We start from the raw sequence: 14,914 nt of genomic DNA, 5'->3' as shown, positions 1-14,914 counted from the left end.
ATGCGCGCAATCCTGACCGTCGAGAACTTCGCGTCGAACCTCGTCCTGACATTCTGGACGCCGGTCTTCGTCGGGATCTTCATCGCAATTCTGACTTACGCATTGTGGCCCCGCAACAAGGCGATGTTTGACGCAGCCGCGCGTCAGCCGTTGCGAGAGGATTGATCAGATCATGAGCGATCACCAAGGCGAATTCGACAAGGCCACTGGCAAGACCACCACAGGTCACTCCTGGGATGGCATCAAGGAACTCAACACGCCGCTGCCGCGCTGGTGGGTGATGACCTTCTATCTCACCATCGTCTGGGCGATCGGCTATTGGGTCGTGTATCCGTCCTGGCCGCTGGTGCAGAGCTATGCGACGGGCGTCATGGGTTATTCGTCACGTGCGGATGTCGCTGCCGATCTCGCCAATCTCGAGAAGATCCGCGGAGGCAGGATGGCGGAACTCGGCGCTGCACCGCTCGCGGAAATCGAGAAGGATCCGGCGCTGTTGGCGCTGGGGCGCGCCAGAGGCCGTGTGGTGTTCGGCGACAATTGCGCGCCGTGTCATGGCACTGGGGCGACCGGTGCCAAGGGCTTCCCCAACCTGAACGATGACGACTGGCTGTGGGGCGGCACGTTGGAGCAGATCCAGAAGACCATCCAGTTCGGCGCGCGTTCCGCCCATGCGGAATCGCGCGAAGGATCGATGCTGGCCTTCGGCCGCGATGGTATCCTGAAGAAGCCGGAGATCGAGACGGTTGCGAACTACGTGCGTTCACTGTCGGGATTGTCGACGGCCAAGGGTTACGACGCCAATGCCGGCCGGAAGCTGTTCGCCGACAACTGTGCCTCGTGTCACGGTGACGCCGGCAAGGGAAATCCCGACATGGGTGCGCCGAACCTGACCGATAATATCTGGCTTTACGGTTCGGACGAGGCGACCATCGTCGAGACCATCACCAACGGCCGCAATGGCGTGATGCCGGCCTGGATTGGCCGTCTCGATCCGACGACCATCAAGGCGCTGACGATCTATGTCCACTCGCTGGGGGGTGGACAATAAGTCATAGCCGCGCGCGGCCAATCCCGTGCGCGCGTTTGACGTACATCAATTGCATCGCACCAGCGAAGTCTAGGGTCATTCCAAAGACGAGAGTGACCCCATGAACAAGCCTGTTGCGCCAGAGGAATTCGACTACGGTCCGCTCTATGCGGCGCAGAAGAAGGTCTATCCGCAGAAGGTCTCCGGCAGGTATCGCAACGTCAAATGGGTGCTGATGGCGGTTTGCCTCGGCATCTATTATCTGCTGCCCTTCGTACGCTGGAATCGCGGTCCCGGTGCTCCCGATCAGGCGGTGCTGGTCGACCTGCCGAACAGTCGCTTCTATTTCTTTTTCATCGAGCTGTGGCCGCAGGAGGTTTATTTCTTCACCGGCCTGCTGATCCTTGCCGCCCTTACGCTGTTCCTGATGAATGCCGTCGGTGGCCGTGTCTGGTGCGGCTATCTCTGCCCACAGACGGTCTGGACCGACTTGTTCTTCGCTGTCGAGCGGTTGATCGAAGGCGATCGCCGCGAGCGGATGAAGAAGGAGGCCCAAGGCGTTACATTGCAGCGGATCGTCGAGTTGACGATGAAGCATTCGATCTGGCTCCTGATCGCGTGGTGGACCGGCGGCGCATGGGTGCTCTATTTCAACGATGCACCAACACTGGTGCGCGAACTCGTGACGTTCCAGGCGCCAGCGCTGGCTTATATCTGGATCGCGATCCTGACGGCGACGACCTACACGCTGGCGGGCTGGATGCGCGAGCAGGTCTGTCTCTATATGTGTCCGTGGCCGCGTATCCAGGCGGCGCTGACCGACGAGTGGGCGCTCAACGTCACCTACAAGACCGATCGCGGTGAACAGCGCACCTCGCTGAAGAAGGCGAATGAGTTGCGCGCGCTGGGGCAGCCCGCCGGCGACTGCATCGACTGCTATCAATGCGTCAATGTTTGCCCGGTCGGCATCGATATCCGCAATGGCTTGCAGATGGATTGCATCCAGTGCGGATTGTGTATCGACGCCTGCGACGGTGTGATGACCAAGATCGGTCGGCCGACCCGGCTGATCGGCTATGACACCGACATCAACATTGCCAGGCGCAAGGCGGGTAAGCCCGAGATCACGCGCATCATCAGGCCGCGCACAATTGTTTATGCGGGTCTCATCGTCGTCGTCGGCGTCGTCATGCTCTATGCGCTGCTGACCCGCTCGCTGCTCGATATCAATGTGTTGCATGATCGTAATCCGGTCGCCGTGCGCCTCAGCGATGGTTCGATTCGCAATGCCTATACGGTGAGACTGCTGAACAAGCGCGGTGCTGGCCGCGTGGTCACGCTCGACGTCAACGGGCCGGCAAATGCCACGGTCCATGTGGTGGGCATGGATGCCGCGTCGTCGGGCCGCCCGGAGATCGTGCTGGGCCGCGATCAGACCACTGAATTACGTGTGCTGGTGACAGCGCCCGCGGCCAGCAATTCCGAGAAGTCGATCCCGCTGGTGATGCGTGTCACCGATGCCACCCATGGCGATATGGCGTCGGCGACCGATCATTTCGTTGCACCGTGAAGGAGAACAGCATGAGCGCCGCCGTTGCCGCACCTCGTCCGATCACCGGCCGGTTCGTCCTGATCTGCCTGATCCTGTTTTTCGGCATGATCATCGGCGTCAATGTCGTCATGATGAAACTCGCACTGGAGACGTTGCCGGGGGTCGAGGTGGATAGTCCCTATACAGCGAGCCTTGCTTACGGCAACGAGATCGAGGCCGCGCGCGGCCAGAGCAGCCGCGGCTGGAAGGTCAGCGCGCATGTCGAGCGCGATGCTGCAGGTGACGCTGCCGTCCGCGTCGAAGCGCGTGATCGCAACGGCAACCCGATCGTCGGATTGAGCTTCACTGGTCGGCTGGAGCGGCCGGCGGATCGTCGCGCCGACCGGACGGTTGAGCTCGTCGGGGCTGGCGGGGCGCTGTATCGCGGCAAGGTTGCCGAGCTTGCGCCGGGACTATGGGATCTGGTGCTTGAAGGCGAGGCCGGTGGACAGCGCATGTTCCTGTCGAAGAACCGCCTCGTGCTGAAATAGGTCCGTCATGCAGTCCCTCGTCGTCCTCGTGCCGCTGGCGCTCGCGCTTGGGTTGCTTGGCCTGTGGGCCTTCATGTGGTCGCTGAGATCAGGCCAGTTCGATGATCTCGATGGCGCAGGCTGGCGTGCCATTCTTGATGACGATCCGCCTGCGAAGAAGCCCGGCGATCCCGTCTGAGGCGGCTCTTTCCGTTCAGTTCATCACCGCCACAACCTGTGGCCATATCTTTCTAACCGCCATGTCTTTGCCGCGCGTTGCCTCTGCAGCGCGCCTGCTGGCGTCTGCCGCGCGCCCGGCGCATAATGACGGGAATGGATTTTGCACGCGTTCGGTCGGCCGAGATCGGCGCAAGGCGCCGCAGCGGAAAGAAATGAAGCACTATGTATGATGTGATCGTCGTCGGCGGTGGATCTGCCGGCGCTGCCGTGGCCGCCAGGCTCTCTGAAAATCCCGCGACGCGTGTGCTGCTGCTGGAGGCCGGCCTCGACTGGCGCGCGGCGGATGCGCCCTGGGAAGTGACCACGCCGAACCCGATTCCGATCATTCACCAGCGCGAATTTCAGGAGAAGTGGCAGTGGCCGCAACTGCATTCGCGCCGCGTCGCCGGGCAGGATCAGCGCTTCTACTGGCGCGGCAAGGGCCTTGGCGGTTCGTCGATGATGAACGGCCAGATCGCGATTCGCGGCGTCGCCGACGCATTCGACGAATGGGCGTCGCTGGGGTGCACCGGCTGGTCGGCCAAGGAGATCATGCCGCTGTTCTCGGTGATCGAGGACGATCTGGAATTCGGCGACAGGCCCGGTCATGGCCGCGGTGGTCCGCTGCCGGTCTATCGCGCGCCGCCCGAGACATGGGGGCCGATCGACAAGGGCTTGCGCGATGCGGCGCTGGCCTCGGGCTATGCGTGGTGTGACGACGTCAACGGGCCAGATGGCGAAGGCGTCGCCTGCTACCCGATCAACAGCCGTGATCTGCGTCGCATTTCCACCAATGAGGGTTATCTCGAGCCGGTGCGCGGCCGTGCGAATCTCGAGATCCGCGGCCACGCGCTGGTCGATCGCGTTGTGATCAAGGACGGTCAGGCGACCGGTGTGATCGTGCACTTCGAGGGGCACGGTACGCAGGAAATCAGCGCGCGCGAGATCGTGCTGTGCGGCGGCGCGATCCACAGTCCGGCGATCCTGCTGCGCTCAGGCGTCGGCCCGGCGGCTGAGCTACAGGCGATGGGTATTGCCGTTCAACGCGACCTGCCTGTCGGCCAGCATTTCTTCGATCATCCGCTGTTCCGTACCACCATCAAGCTGCATGACGACGTTGAGCCGAAGGATAGGGATGCGCGCCACACCAATTGCTGCGTCACCTATTCGTCCGGCCTCGACGATGGCCGGCGCGACATGATCCTGATCGCCTTCAATCATCGCGGCATCGGCAATCCCGGCGCGATCGGCGCGGGGCTGTATCGCGCTTATTCTCGGGGCACACTGAAGCTCGCATCACCCGATGCGACGATCGATCCGATCGTTGAAGAGAACATGCTGTCGGATCCACGCGACATGGCGCGTATGGTCGACGCGGTGAAGCGACTTGCTGTGATCACCACGCAGCCGGCGCTCGCCGGTATCGCCGACTGGATTCGCCTGACCGATACGGATCTCACGCTGCCGCAGGCGGCGGCGCTGCCCTTGCATGAACTGGAGGCTCTGCTGCGCCGTGATACTGGCGACATCCAGCACGCTTCGGGCACTTGCCGCATGACGGGCTTCGATATGACTGACGGCGTCGTCAATCCGGATGGCACGGTGAAAGGTATTGCAGGCCTGCGCGTCGCCGATGCGTCGATCATGCCGGCCGACTGCCGCGCCAACACTCACTTCACCACGGTGGTGATTGGCGAAGCCATTGCGCGCATGATGATGCGCAGGCAGGACAGTGCCGCGCCCGCCGTGGCGATGGCCAAATAGCAACGCGCAACGCAAGCGCTTCAAGAATGACTGAAGGACTACGCATGTCGAACACTACCGAAGCCCAGATCATCAACTGGCTGGCCTCACAGAAGCAGCCGATGATCGATCTGCTGCGCGATGTCGTGAACATCGATTCCGGTTCCTTCGACAAGGAAGGCGTCGATGCCGTCGGGGCTCGTTTCGAGCAGCACTTCGCCGAATATGGCATCGAAACCTGGCGCGAGCCCCATGACGTCTATGGCGATGCCGTGCATGGGCTGATTACCAAGCCCGGCAGCAACGAGAAGCCGATCCTGCTGATGGGTCATCGCGACACGGTGTTTCCCAAGGGCGAAGTCGCCAAGCGCCCCTTCACCATTAAGGGTAATCTTGCTCATGGCCCCGGCGTGGCTGACATGAAGGCCGGCGTCGTGATCAACGTGTTCGTCGCTGCAGCGCTGAAGAAATTCGATGCCGCACCGTGCCCGATCAAGCTGCTCATCACCGGCGACGAGGAGATCGCGTCGCGCTCGTCGCGGCCGATCATCGAGCGCGAAGGCCGCGCCGCCCGGGCGGTCTATAATTCGGAGCCTGGGCGTCCGACCGGCAATATCACGACCGGGCGCAAGGGCGGCGTATTCATGCGTTTCGAGGTGTTCGGCAAGGCCGCGCATTCCGGCAATAATTTTGCGGTGGGCATCAGTGCCATCGGCGAACTCGCGCACAAGATCGTGCAGATCCACGCTCTGACCGATATGGACAAGGGCATCACGCTCAATGTCGGTCTGGTCTCGGGCGGCCAGTCGGTCAACACCACGGCGCCGCATGCGGAAGGCGAGATCGATTTCCGCTACATCGAGCCGACCGATCGCGCGACCATCATGGCGGCGATCGAGAAGATCATCGCGACGTCGACCGTGCCGGGCACGACAGCGAAGCTGCACATCAACGGTGAATTTTTGCCGCTGGTGCAGGACGCTGCAGCCAAGGCGATGTTCGAAGCCTATCAGGCGGCTGCTGTCGACTCGGGTCTCACCACGCTGACCGGCGAATTCGCCGGCGGCTGCGCAGATTCCGGTTTCACCGCCAGCGTTGGCACGCCGACATTGTGCGGGCTCGGGCCGGTTGGTGGCAATGTCCACACCGATCTGGAGTGGCTGGATATTGAGAGTATCGTTCCGCGTGCGCAGACGCTGGCGCGGGCTATTTTGCGGACGGAGATCTGACGACGGGAGATGCCGTGTGGCATGGTTCTGGCACGGCGATGGTTACTGACAACGCCTTTGTTTGAAGAGACACTCGCCTGACCATGACATCACCTTCTCCCGATACTTCGGTTCCCACCCATCTCAAAGCCGATGTCCTCGTGATCGGCGCCGGTGGTGCCGGCATGTATGCCGCGCTGGAAGCCGCTAGGAACGGTGCGTCGGTCATTCTCGCTGATCGCAGCCTGATCGGGCGTGGCGGCGCGACCGTCATGGCGCAGATGACGGTGGCTGCGGCGCTCGGCGAGCAGACGCCGGATCACTGGGAACATCATTTCGCCGATACGCTCGCCGCCGGCCGCGGGCTCTGCGATGAGCGTCTTGCCGCGCTGTTGTGCGAAGACGGCCCGCAACGGCTGCGCGAGATGGATGCCTGGAAGGTCGGCTGGGCGCGCGAGGATGGTCATATCAAACAGGCACAGGCGCCAGGCCATGACCGGCCGCGCTGCGCCTATGTGGACTTTCTCTCGACGGGTCCCGCGGTGTCGAAGACGCTGCGCACGCAGCTGAACAATGCGAGCGGCATTCGCCGTATCGGCGATCTCACCATCGTCGATATCGCATTGCGTGATGGCGAAGCCTGCGGCGCGATAGCACTGCATCTGCCGACCGGGCAGGCGGTGACGCTGGCGGCGAAGGCGGTGGTGATCGCGACAGGCGGGCTCACCGGGCTCTATCGGCGCAACAGCGCATCGTCGAATATGGGCGGCGACGGTTATGCGCTGGCCCTGCGCGCGGGCGCCGAATTGATCGACATGGAGTTCGTGCAGTTCTTCCCGATCGGCCATCTCGCGCCAAGACTGGTTGGCATGGATCCGATCATGTGGGACCCGTTTCGCTACAAGCTTGGCGGCAAGCTGCTCAATTCCCAGATGCGCGAGTTCGAAGAGGATTATGTGACGCGCGACAAGCGCAGCGATGGCACCTATGTGCTGACGCGCGATCTCGCCACCTATGCGATCACCAAGGAAGTCGAGGCCGGCCGCGGCAGCCCCGCTGGTGGCGCCTATCTGAGCTTCCAGCATGTGCCCGAAGTCGAGATACGCAAGGCGTTCGGGCCGGTGGTGGATCGGCTGGCGGAGAACGGCATTGATCTCGCGCAGCGTCCTGTCGAGGTCGCGCCGATCGCGCATTATCATATGGGCGGTATCCGCGTGGACGAGATGATGGCGACCGGCGTCCCCGGACTGTTCGCTTGCGGCGAAGCGGTCGGCGGCGCCAATGGTGCCAACCGGCTGTCGGGCAATGCGATCACCGAAGCCTTTGTATTCGGCGCGCGAGCGGGTCGTAGCGCGGCAGAACGCGCGAAGCAGGGGACTTCGATGTGGTCCACTGAAGCGGCGAAGCCGGCACTCGATCTGCTGCGCAGTGCCAGCAGACGCGATGCGCCAAATCCTGCGGCAGTCATCGTGAAACTGCAGGCCGTGATGGCCGATGATGTCGGTCCGTTCCGCACTGACACCAAGCTGCGTTCGGCGATTTCCCAGATCGCGGAATTGAAGGTCGATGTCGGCGATAGGCCATTTGCATCTGCAGACGCGTTTGATCCTGTACTGGCCGACTGGCTCGACCTCCGCAATATGCTCGCCGTTGCACAATCCGTCGCCGTCCCCGCGCTCGCGCGCACCGAAAGTCGCGGCGCGCATCAGCGTGACGATCATCTCGGCCTCGACGACGCATGGAGTGTCAACCAGATCGTGGCACTGTCGGGCAGCGACATGACCCTGCGCAAAGTCATGCCCACCACCGGAAAGGCTGCCGCATGAAGGCGACACTCAGCATTCAGCGCGGCACGCTCGGCGAGGCCCCGCACCAGGACACGTTCGACATTTCCTTCGAGCACGGTCAATCCATTCTCGATGGTTTGCGCACGGTGCGTCGCGATATGGATCCGTCGCTGGCATTCCGCTTCGCCTGCATCAATGCCAATGCGTGCAAGGAATGCATGATGCTGATCGACGGCAAGGTCGATTACGCCTGCACAGTGCGCCTGAAGGAAGGGACGACCACCCTGGCGCCGCTGCCGAAGAAGGCGCTGATCCGCGATCTCGTCACCGAAATCGCGCCGCCGGATGAGCGGTTGGTGCTGCGACCCTGAATATCTGTCTGCCTCTAAGGCGGTCAGCCTGATTAATTTATAGTCGTTCTAATCTGGCGAAGTTGCTGTCCAGTGCGCTTATTCCGCGAGATCGGGCGCGGCATTGCGGGTGGCATTCTCTGCGACAATGCGTTGCATCAGCGCAATGAAGGTGGCCTGTTCCGGTTTCGACAGGCTGCCAAGGGTTGCGCGATGCGCGTCGCGGGCGGCGGCCTCGATCTTGTTCAGCAGTGTCGTGCCGGCGGGAGTCAGTCTGCATACGCGCGCCCGACGATCGTCGTCGCTGACCGGACGCTCCACCAGTTTGCGCGCCTCCAGCCGCTTCAGTGCGCCCGTCGTCGTCGTGCGATCCAGAGCAATATCAGCGGCTAAAGTCGTTTGATCCGCGGTTCCGCGCACCGCCAGCGCCGACAACAGGCTGTATTGCAGCGGCGTCATCTCGAAGGCGCTGCACGCCTCCTGGAACAGTGCGACATGGATCTGGTGCAGCCTGCGGATCAGAAATCCCGGCCGCTGTTCCAGTGGCCAGGGCTTGTGGGCGGCCTGATCGCGCCGCGGCTTCGCTCTCGGCAAGGTCGTGTCTCCTGCTATCGGCCGCTTCTCGCATGGTGCAAGCGCTCTGAAAAGTTGCCGCACTGCAATCCTATGGCACGGACTTTGCTTTTGTAAAATACGAAGTATGCTTCGTATTTTGGTGGGCCTCTAATGTCCGCCGGAACGCAAGGAGACCGCTATGTCCGTTACTGCCTCATTCGACCTGCTGCTGCGCGGTGGTCGTGTCATCGATCCCGCCGCCAGTGTTGACGGCATCAAGGATGTTGCCATTCGGAACGGCAAGGTCGCGGCCGTGCAGGCTGACATCCTGCCGACCAGCGCGCGCGAAGTCATCGACGTCACCGGCAAGCTGGTGCTGCCGGGGCTGATCGATACGCATGGTCATGTCTTTCAATATGTCTCCGGCCGCTTCGGCATGAATCCCGACATGGTCGGCGTGCAATCGGGCGTCACCACGCTGGTCGATCAGGGCGGGCCGTCCTGCATGACGCTTCCCGGTTTTCGTCACTTCATCGCCGAGCCCGCGAAGTCGCGCGTCTACGCGTTTCTCTCGGCCTATCTGGTCGGTGGCCTCGAAGGCCATCTCTATCCCAATCTCTACAGCCCCGACTGCGTCGACATCGACGCCACGGTGAAGTCGGCGGTTGCCAATCGCGATCTCGTGCGCGGCATCAAGGCGCATGCGGAAATCGGCGGCTTCGCACGCTGGGGCATCAAGGTGATCCAGATGGCAGCGGAGATCGGCAAGCGCGCCGAACTGCCGGTCTATGTGCATTTCGGCCAGCTCTGGGGCCTGCCGGAGTCGGGCACCAATGGCGAGGATGTCGATACGATCCTCGAGCGCGTGATCCCGCTGCTCAAGGAAGGCGATGTGCTGGCCCATCCGTTCACGCGGCATCCCGGCGGCTTCGTCAATCGCGAAGGCGAGGTGCATCCGGTGATCCAGGCGGCAATCGATCGCGGCCTCAAGGTGGATGTCGGCCATGGTAGTCACTTCTCCTATCGCCTGGCGAAGAAGGCGATCGCGGCCGGCATCGTGCCCAGCACGCTCGGCGCCGATATCCATGGCTACAACACATCGATGCCGGCGCCTGCCGGCACGCCGGAAGAACATGAGGACGACGAGAACCATCCGTTCAAGGGCCAGGCCAAGTTCAGCCTGGTGCAGGCGATGAGCTCGATGATGGCGCTCGGCCTGACGCTGGAGCAGGTGGTGCCGATGGTGACGTCGAACCCGGCCAAGATGATCGGCCTCGAAGGCACCATCGGTTCGCTCAAGGTTGGCATGGACGCCGACGTCTCGGTGCTCTCGCAGATCCCCGGCAAGTTCATCCTGCGCGACAACGAGGATACCAAGACGGTGTCGGACGGCCTGCTGCAGCCGGCCTTCTGCCTGCGCGCCGGCATTCGTCACGACGCCGTCGCTCCGATCCTGCCTCAGGCCGTCGCGGCCTGAGGTTTGCAAGCCCATACGGAAGACGCCGGGAGTCCGTCGATGCGCAATGAGCGGGATATCTCGCCTGCCGCGCCTGCTTCAAAGCAGGGCGTTGGCGCGCGCGTGCCGCGCAAGGAGGACGATCGCCTCATGCGCGGGCGTGGACAATTCGTCGGCGATATCAGGCTGGCGGGATTGCAGGACGTCGCTTTCGTCCGCAGTCCGCTGGCGCATGCACGAATCCGGGCGATCCATATTCCTGAGCGCTATCGTGACGTGGTGTTCACGTCCGCCGATCTTGTCGGCATCAAGCCGATCCGTGCGATCACAGGATTGGCCGGCTTCAAGCCGTCCGATCAACCCATTCTGGCCACCGACAAAATCCGTCAGGTCGGCGAACTCGTCGCCATGTGTGTCGCGCCCACGCGCGCCGAGGCCGAGGATATCGCGGCCTCCGTCACGCTCGATCTCGAAGAGCTGCCCGCCGTCTATGACATGCTCAAGGCGCGCGAACCCGGCGCGCCTTTGGTGCACGAGCACTGGGGCGACAATGTCTTTCTCGAAAGCTTTTTCGAGCTCGATATCAGCAAAGCCCTCGACGCGCCGATCAAGGTAACGCGCGAAATCTCGACCGCGCGGCAATGCATGTCGCCGTTGGAAGGTCGGGGTGTCATCGCCACGTTCGATCATCGTCTCGATCAGCTCACGCTCTATACGGGCAGTCAGATGCCGCACATTGTGCGTAACGGGCTGTCCGACTGCCTTGAGATGGATCAAGGACAGATCAGGATCGTCTCGCCGGATGTCGGTGGTGGCTTCGGCCACAAGGGCATTTTGCTGCCGGAAGAAGTCTGCCTGTCATGGCTCACCATGAAGCGCGGCTTCCCGGTGCGCTGGATCGAGGATCGCCGCGAACATCTCGTCGCGAGCTCGAACTGCCGCGAGCATCATTACAAGATCACCGTCTATGCCGATCGCGACGGCACGCTGCGCGGCATCGATTGCGAAGCCACGGTCGATTCCGGTGCCTATTCGTCCTATCCGTTCTCGGCGTGCCTCGAAGCGGCGCAGGTCGTTAGCATCCTGCCAGGGCCCTATCAGATGCCGGCCTATCGCTGCCGCACCTATTCGGTGGCCACCAACAAATGTCCGATCCTGCCCTATCGCGGTGTTGCGCGCACCGGCGTGTGTTTTGCGCTGGAGCTGATGCTCGATCTCGTTGCCGCCGAAGCGGGGCTTGAGCCCGGTGACGTCCGGCTGCGCAATCTGGTGCGGCCGGAGCAGATGCCGTTCGACAACATCACCAAGAAGCATTTCGACAGTGGTGACTATCCCGAAGCCTTGCGTCGCGCGGTCGCGCAGATCGATATCGATGGCATCCGTGCGCGCCAGCGCAAGGGTGAGAATGACGGCCGGCTGATCGGGGTCGGCCTGTCGATCTATTGCGAACAGGCAGCGCACGGCACCTCGGTCTATTCGGGCTGGGGCATTCCCATGGTGCCGGGCCATGAACAGGCGAGTGCTAGGCTGACACCGGATGGAGGCCTTGAACTGAAAGTGGGTGTGCATTCGCACGGCCAGGGCCTTGAGACCACGCTGTCGCAGGTCGCGTTCGAGCTGCTCGGTGTCGATGTCGGCAAGATTCGTGTCGTCCATGGCGATACGGCGATGACGCCCTATTCCACGGGTACCTGGGGTTCGCGCTGCATGGTCATGGCCGGAGGCGCTGTCGCCACGGCCTGTCACGAACTCGGCGAACGCGCCAAGAAGATCGGCGCCAAGCTGCTGCAGGTCGATGAAGCCAACGTGGTGCTGGTCGACGGCGAAATCCGCGGGCCGAATGGCAGCGTAACGCTGAAGGAAATCGCCCACACCTGGTATCGCCGGCCGCAGGATCTGCCGGGTGATGTCGATCCCGGCGGGCTTGAAGCGACCTCCGGTTATAAGCCGCAGCGCGACAGCGGCACGTTCAGCTATGCCGCCCATGCGGTGACCGTCGCAGTCGATCCCGATCTCGGCGATGTGGAAATTCTCGATTACGTGATCGTCGAAGACGGCGGCGTGTTGGTCAATCCGATGATTGTCGACGGCCAGATCTATGGTGGTCTCGCGCAAGGCATCGGCACCGCGCTCTATGAAGAAATGCCGTTCGATCGCGCGGGTCAGCCGCTCAACACTACGCTCGCCGATTATCTGCTGCCGGGCCCGACGGAAGTGCCGGCGCCGTGGCTTGATCACATGGAAACACCGTCGCCTTACACCAAGTTCGGCGTCAAGGGCATCGGCGAGGGCGGGGCGATTGCGCCGCCTGCTGCGATCGGCAATGCGGTGAACGATGCGCTGCGCGGCCTCGGCGTCGAGATGTTGCAGTCGCCGATCACGCCGCGCCGCGTGCTCGAAGGCATTCTGGCCGCACGCGATGCGAAGAGGACGGCCGCATGAAGCCGGCACCCTTCGCCTATGAGCGTCCGCGCGACATCGCCTCGGCTCTTGCCGTGATGGCCGGAACCGAAGGCGTGGTGAAGATCATCGCCGGCGGCCAGTCGCTCGGGCCGATGCTGAATCTGCGTCTGGTCGCGCCCGATACGATCGTCGACATAACGGGTCTCGCCGAGCTGAAGCATGTGGAAGTCTCCGGCGACGAACTGGTGATCGGCGCTTGCGTGACCCATGCGGATATCGAGGATGGCCGCATTCCCGACGTCACCCGCGGCGCGATGCAGCGTGTCGCATCCGCCATCGCCTATCGTGCGGTGCGCAATCGCGGCACCGTCGGTGGTTCGCTCAGCCATGCCGATCCGTCCGCAGACTGGGTGTCTACCTTTGCGGCGCTCGGCGCGACGCTGTCGCTGCGCAGCGCCAAGGGCGCGCGCCGTGTCGCGATGAAGGATTTCATGCTGGGTGCGCTGGAAAGCGTGCTGCAGCCCGGCGAAATACTGGAAGCTGTTCGCGTGCCAGTGATGTCTGCGTCGGCGCGCTGGGGCTATGTGAAGAGCTGCCGCAAGACCGGTGAGTTCGCCCATGCCATCGGCGCGGTGCTGATCGACCCCGAGGCCGGCAAGGCACGCGTGGTGATCGGCGCAGTCGAGGCCGCGCCCATCATCGTCGAGAATGCCGAGGAGTTGTTCGGTGGCCGTATCACCAGTGATTTCAGGACAAAATTCGATGCGCGGGTCGCCGATAGTCTGCTGTCGAAAGCCGGCATGAGCGACGCTGCCGACCGGCACATCCATGTCACGGTGCTGCGCCGCGCCGTTGCGGAGACTGCGGCATGAATTCGGTAGAGCTCACCGTCAACAAGCGGTTGGTCCAGAAGGCGGTCGAGCCCCGCACCAGCCTTGCCGACATGATGCGCGATACGCTGGATCTCACCGGCACGCATCTTGGCTGCGAACATGGCGTCTGCGGCGCCTGCACGATCCTGGTCGACGGCGTGCCGACGCGCTCCTGCATTACCTATGCAGTGGCCTGCGATGGCGCTGATGTCACCACCATCGAGGGCCTCGATGACGACGAGATTGCTGGCGAGTTACGCGCCGCCTTTACGCGCGAACATGCCTTGCAGTGCGGCTACTGCACGCCGGGCATGCTGGTCTCGGCCCGCGATCTGGTGAAGCGCCTGCCGGATGCCGACGAGAAGCAGATCCGCATCGGCATGTCAGGTAATCTCTGTCGTTGCACCGGCTATGTCGGCATTGTGCGGGCCGTGCAGTCGGTGATTACCGAACGCCGTGCACGCGATATCGCGCCGGAGCCGGATGGCGGCCGCAAGGTGCTTGGGCCTGCCGGGTCGGGTCACAAGGCCTGCGTCAGTTCGCAAAAGCTTGCGGTGATGAAGTCTGCCGCACATGCTCCGTCGGAAGTTGTCGCTCCACTCGATATTCCCGATTTTACACCATCGACCACGCTCGATCAGCAGTTCACCGTCGCGCATCCACCGGCGAAAGTCTTCGCATTGTTCGGCGACATCGCTGCCGTCGCATCGTGCCTGCCGGGCGCCACATTGGTCGGCACGCCCAGGCCGGAGCGCGTCGAAGGCGCGATCCGTGTCAAGATCGGTCCCATCTCCGCGAACTTCAATGGCGCTGCACGCGTCGAGCGCGACGAAGCCAATCTTTCCGGCCGCATTCTCGGCGTCGGTAACGATCAGCGCAGCCGCTCCACGACACAGGGCGAAATCCGCTACCGACTGGTCCCCCTCGATGACGGTGCAGCGACGCAAGTCGAGTTGACCATCGGCTACAGCCTCACAGGCGTGCTGGCACAGGTCGGTCGCAGCGGGCTGGTGCGCGATCTCGCGGCGCGGCTGGTGGCGGAATTCGCCGGCAATCTCGATCGTCGCCTGTCGGGCGATGCGACGTCGGTGCCGTCAGCGGCCGCTGACCTGAATGGTGTTTCGTTGATCTTCGGTCTCCTGCGTGAGCGCGCGATGGATGTCGTTCGCCGTTTCACCGGGCGCGGAGGAGGATCAGCGTGAGAGATCGACGTTCGCTTGGACATGCGAGCGG

The 14,914-nt window shown here is 63.0% G+C and carries 14 protein-coding genes; 13 read left to right on the top strand and 1 reads right to left on the bottom strand.

Annotated features, from left to right (window positions below; genetic code table 11):
• The 9 genes from AB8A27_RS22990 to AB8A27_RS22950 all read left to right on the top strand — a co-directional run bounded on the left by AB8A27_RS22990 (position 1) and on the right by AB8A27_RS22950 (position 8,416).
• The gene (locus AB8A27_RS22990) at positions 1-165 is read left to right on the top strand and encodes a cbb3-type cytochrome oxidase subunit 3 (protein ID WP_068729582.1); all 165 of its coding nucleotides are present in this window, start codon (positions 1-3) and stop codon (positions 163-165) included.
• A 7-nt stretch (positions 166-172) separates the two neighbouring features.
• Positions 173-1,048, top strand: coding sequence for a cytochrome-c oxidase, cbb3-type subunit III (ccoP, locus tag AB8A27_RS22985; RefSeq protein ID WP_441243904.1), 876 nt, complete (start codon positions 173-175; stop codon positions 1,046-1,048).
• A gap of 100 nt (positions 1,049-1,148) precedes the next feature.
• Entirely contained in the window at positions 1,149-2,597 is a 1,449-nt protein-coding gene (gene ccoG / locus AB8A27_RS22980) for a cytochrome c oxidase accessory protein CcoG (protein ID WP_441243903.1), read from the top strand.
• A gap of 11 nt (positions 2,598-2,608) precedes the next feature.
• Entirely contained in the window at positions 2,609-3,109 is a 501-nt protein-coding gene (locus AB8A27_RS22975; RefSeq protein WP_441243902.1) for a FixH family protein, read from the top strand.
• Between the two features lie 7 nt (positions 3,110-3,116).
• Positions 3,117-3,287, top strand: coding sequence for a cbb3-type cytochrome oxidase assembly protein CcoS (ccoS, locus tag AB8A27_RS22970; protein WP_439090964.1), 171 nt, complete (start codon positions 3,117-3,119; stop codon positions 3,285-3,287).
• Between the two features lie 203 nt (positions 3,288-3,490).
• Entirely contained in the window at positions 3,491-5,071 is a 1,581-nt protein-coding gene (locus tag AB8A27_RS22965; protein WP_441243901.1) for a GMC family oxidoreductase, read from the top strand.
• A 44-nt stretch (positions 5,072-5,115) separates the two neighbouring features.
• Positions 5,116-6,279, top strand: coding sequence for a M20 family metallopeptidase (locus tag AB8A27_RS22960; RefSeq protein ID WP_441243900.1), 1,164 nt, complete (start codon positions 5,116-5,118; stop codon positions 6,277-6,279).
• A gap of 83 nt (positions 6,280-6,362) precedes the next feature.
• Entirely contained in the window at positions 6,363-8,084 is a 1,722-nt protein-coding gene (locus AB8A27_RS22955; RefSeq protein WP_441243899.1) for an FAD-binding protein, read from the top strand.
• Positions 8,081-8,416, top strand: a complete 336-nt coding sequence (locus AB8A27_RS22950) for a 2Fe-2S iron-sulfur cluster-binding protein (RefSeq protein ID WP_441243898.1) — start codon at positions 8,081-8,083, stop codon at positions 8,414-8,416. Before AB8A27_RS22955 ends, AB8A27_RS22950 begins: the two co-directional genes overlap by 4 nt.
• A gap of 78 nt (positions 8,417-8,494) precedes the next feature.
• Here AB8A27_RS22950 and AB8A27_RS22945 read toward each other — a convergent pair whose 3' ends face one another.
• Positions 8,495-8,989: a MarR family winged helix-turn-helix transcriptional regulator gene (locus AB8A27_RS22945; protein WP_441243897.1), complete on the bottom strand. Its 495-nt coding sequence runs from the start codon at positions 8,987-8,989 to the stop codon at positions 8,495-8,497.
• Between the two features lie 160 nt (positions 8,990-9,149).
• On the opposite strand from AB8A27_RS22945, the gene AB8A27_RS22940 reads away from it, so the two are divergent.
• From AB8A27_RS22940 to AB8A27_RS22925, 4 genes are read left to right on the top strand one after another with little or no spacing between them, the layout of a single operon-like run.
• Positions 9,150-10,427: an amidohydrolase/deacetylase family metallohydrolase gene (locus AB8A27_RS22940; protein WP_441243896.1), complete on the top strand. Its 1,278-nt coding sequence runs from the start codon at positions 9,150-9,152 to the stop codon at positions 10,425-10,427.
• Positions 10,428-10,466: 39 nt separating this feature from the next.
• Positions 10,467-12,848, top strand: coding sequence for a xanthine dehydrogenase family protein molybdopterin-binding subunit (locus AB8A27_RS22935; RefSeq protein ID WP_441243895.1), 2,382 nt, complete (start codon positions 10,467-10,469; stop codon positions 12,846-12,848).
• Positions 12,845-13,681 carry an FAD binding domain-containing protein gene (locus tag AB8A27_RS22930; RefSeq protein WP_441243894.1) on the top strand — a complete coding sequence of 279 codons (837 nt, stop codon included), beginning with the start codon at positions 12,845-12,847 and terminating at the stop codon, positions 13,679-13,681. The genes AB8A27_RS22935 and AB8A27_RS22930 overlap by 4 nt, the downstream gene beginning before the upstream one ends.
• The gene (locus AB8A27_RS22925) at positions 13,678-14,883 is read left to right on the top strand and encodes a xanthine dehydrogenase family Fe-S subunit (protein ID WP_441243893.1); all 1,206 of its coding nucleotides are present in this window, start codon (positions 13,678-13,680) and stop codon (positions 14,881-14,883) included. The genes AB8A27_RS22930 and AB8A27_RS22925 overlap by 4 nt, the downstream gene beginning before the upstream one ends.
• Positions 14,884-14,914 lie beyond the last annotated feature (31 nt).

Source organism: Tardiphaga sp. 768_D3_N2_1, from assembly GCF_052076105.1.
Taxonomy (GTDB): domain Bacteria; phylum Pseudomonadota; class Alphaproteobacteria; order Rhizobiales; family Xanthobacteraceae; genus Tardiphaga.
This window is presented reverse-complemented; position numbering and strand designations above follow the sequence as displayed.

Bases quoted from the DNA above. Each gene is read 5' to 3' on its own strand.
- AB8A27_RS22990 (WP_068729582.1), top strand. From the start codon at position 1: ATGCGCGCAATCCTGACCGTCGAGAACTTCGCGTCGAACCTCGTCCTG.
- ccoP (WP_441243904.1), top strand. From the start codon at position 173: ATGAGCGATCACCAAGGCGAATTCGACAAGGCCACTGGCAAGACCACC.
- ccoG (WP_441243903.1), top strand. From the start codon at position 1,149: ATGAACAAGCCTGTTGCGCCAGAGGAATTCGACTACGGTCCGCTCTAT.
- AB8A27_RS22975 (WP_441243902.1), top strand. From the start codon at position 2,609: ATGAGCGCCGCCGTTGCCGCACCTCGTCCGATCACCGGCCGGTTCGTC.
- ccoS (WP_439090964.1), top strand. From the start codon at position 3,117: ATGCAGTCCCTCGTCGTCCTCGTGCCGCTGGCGCTCGCGCTTGGGTTG.
- AB8A27_RS22965 (WP_441243901.1), top strand. From the start codon at position 3,491: ATGTATGATGTGATCGTCGTCGGCGGTGGATCTGCCGGCGCTGCCGTG.
- AB8A27_RS22960 (WP_441243900.1), top strand. From the start codon at position 5,116: ATGTCGAACACTACCGAAGCCCAGATCATCAACTGGCTGGCCTCACAG.
- AB8A27_RS22955 (WP_441243899.1), top strand. From the start codon at position 6,363: ATGACATCACCTTCTCCCGATACTTCGGTTCCCACCCATCTCAAAGCC.
- AB8A27_RS22950 (WP_441243898.1), top strand. From the start codon at position 8,081: ATGAAGGCGACACTCAGCATTCAGCGCGGCACGCTCGGCGAGGCCCCG.
- AB8A27_RS22940 (WP_441243896.1), top strand. From the start codon at position 9,150: ATGTCCGTTACTGCCTCATTCGACCTGCTGCTGCGCGGTGGTCGTGTC.
- AB8A27_RS22935 (WP_441243895.1), top strand. From the start codon at position 10,467: ATGCGCAATGAGCGGGATATCTCGCCTGCCGCGCCTGCTTCAAAGCAG.
- AB8A27_RS22930 (WP_441243894.1), top strand. From the start codon at position 12,845: ATGAAGCCGGCACCCTTCGCCTATGAGCGTCCGCGCGACATCGCCTCG.
- AB8A27_RS22925 (WP_441243893.1), top strand. From the start codon at position 13,678: ATGAATTCGGTAGAGCTCACCGTCAACAAGCGGTTGGTCCAGAAGGCG.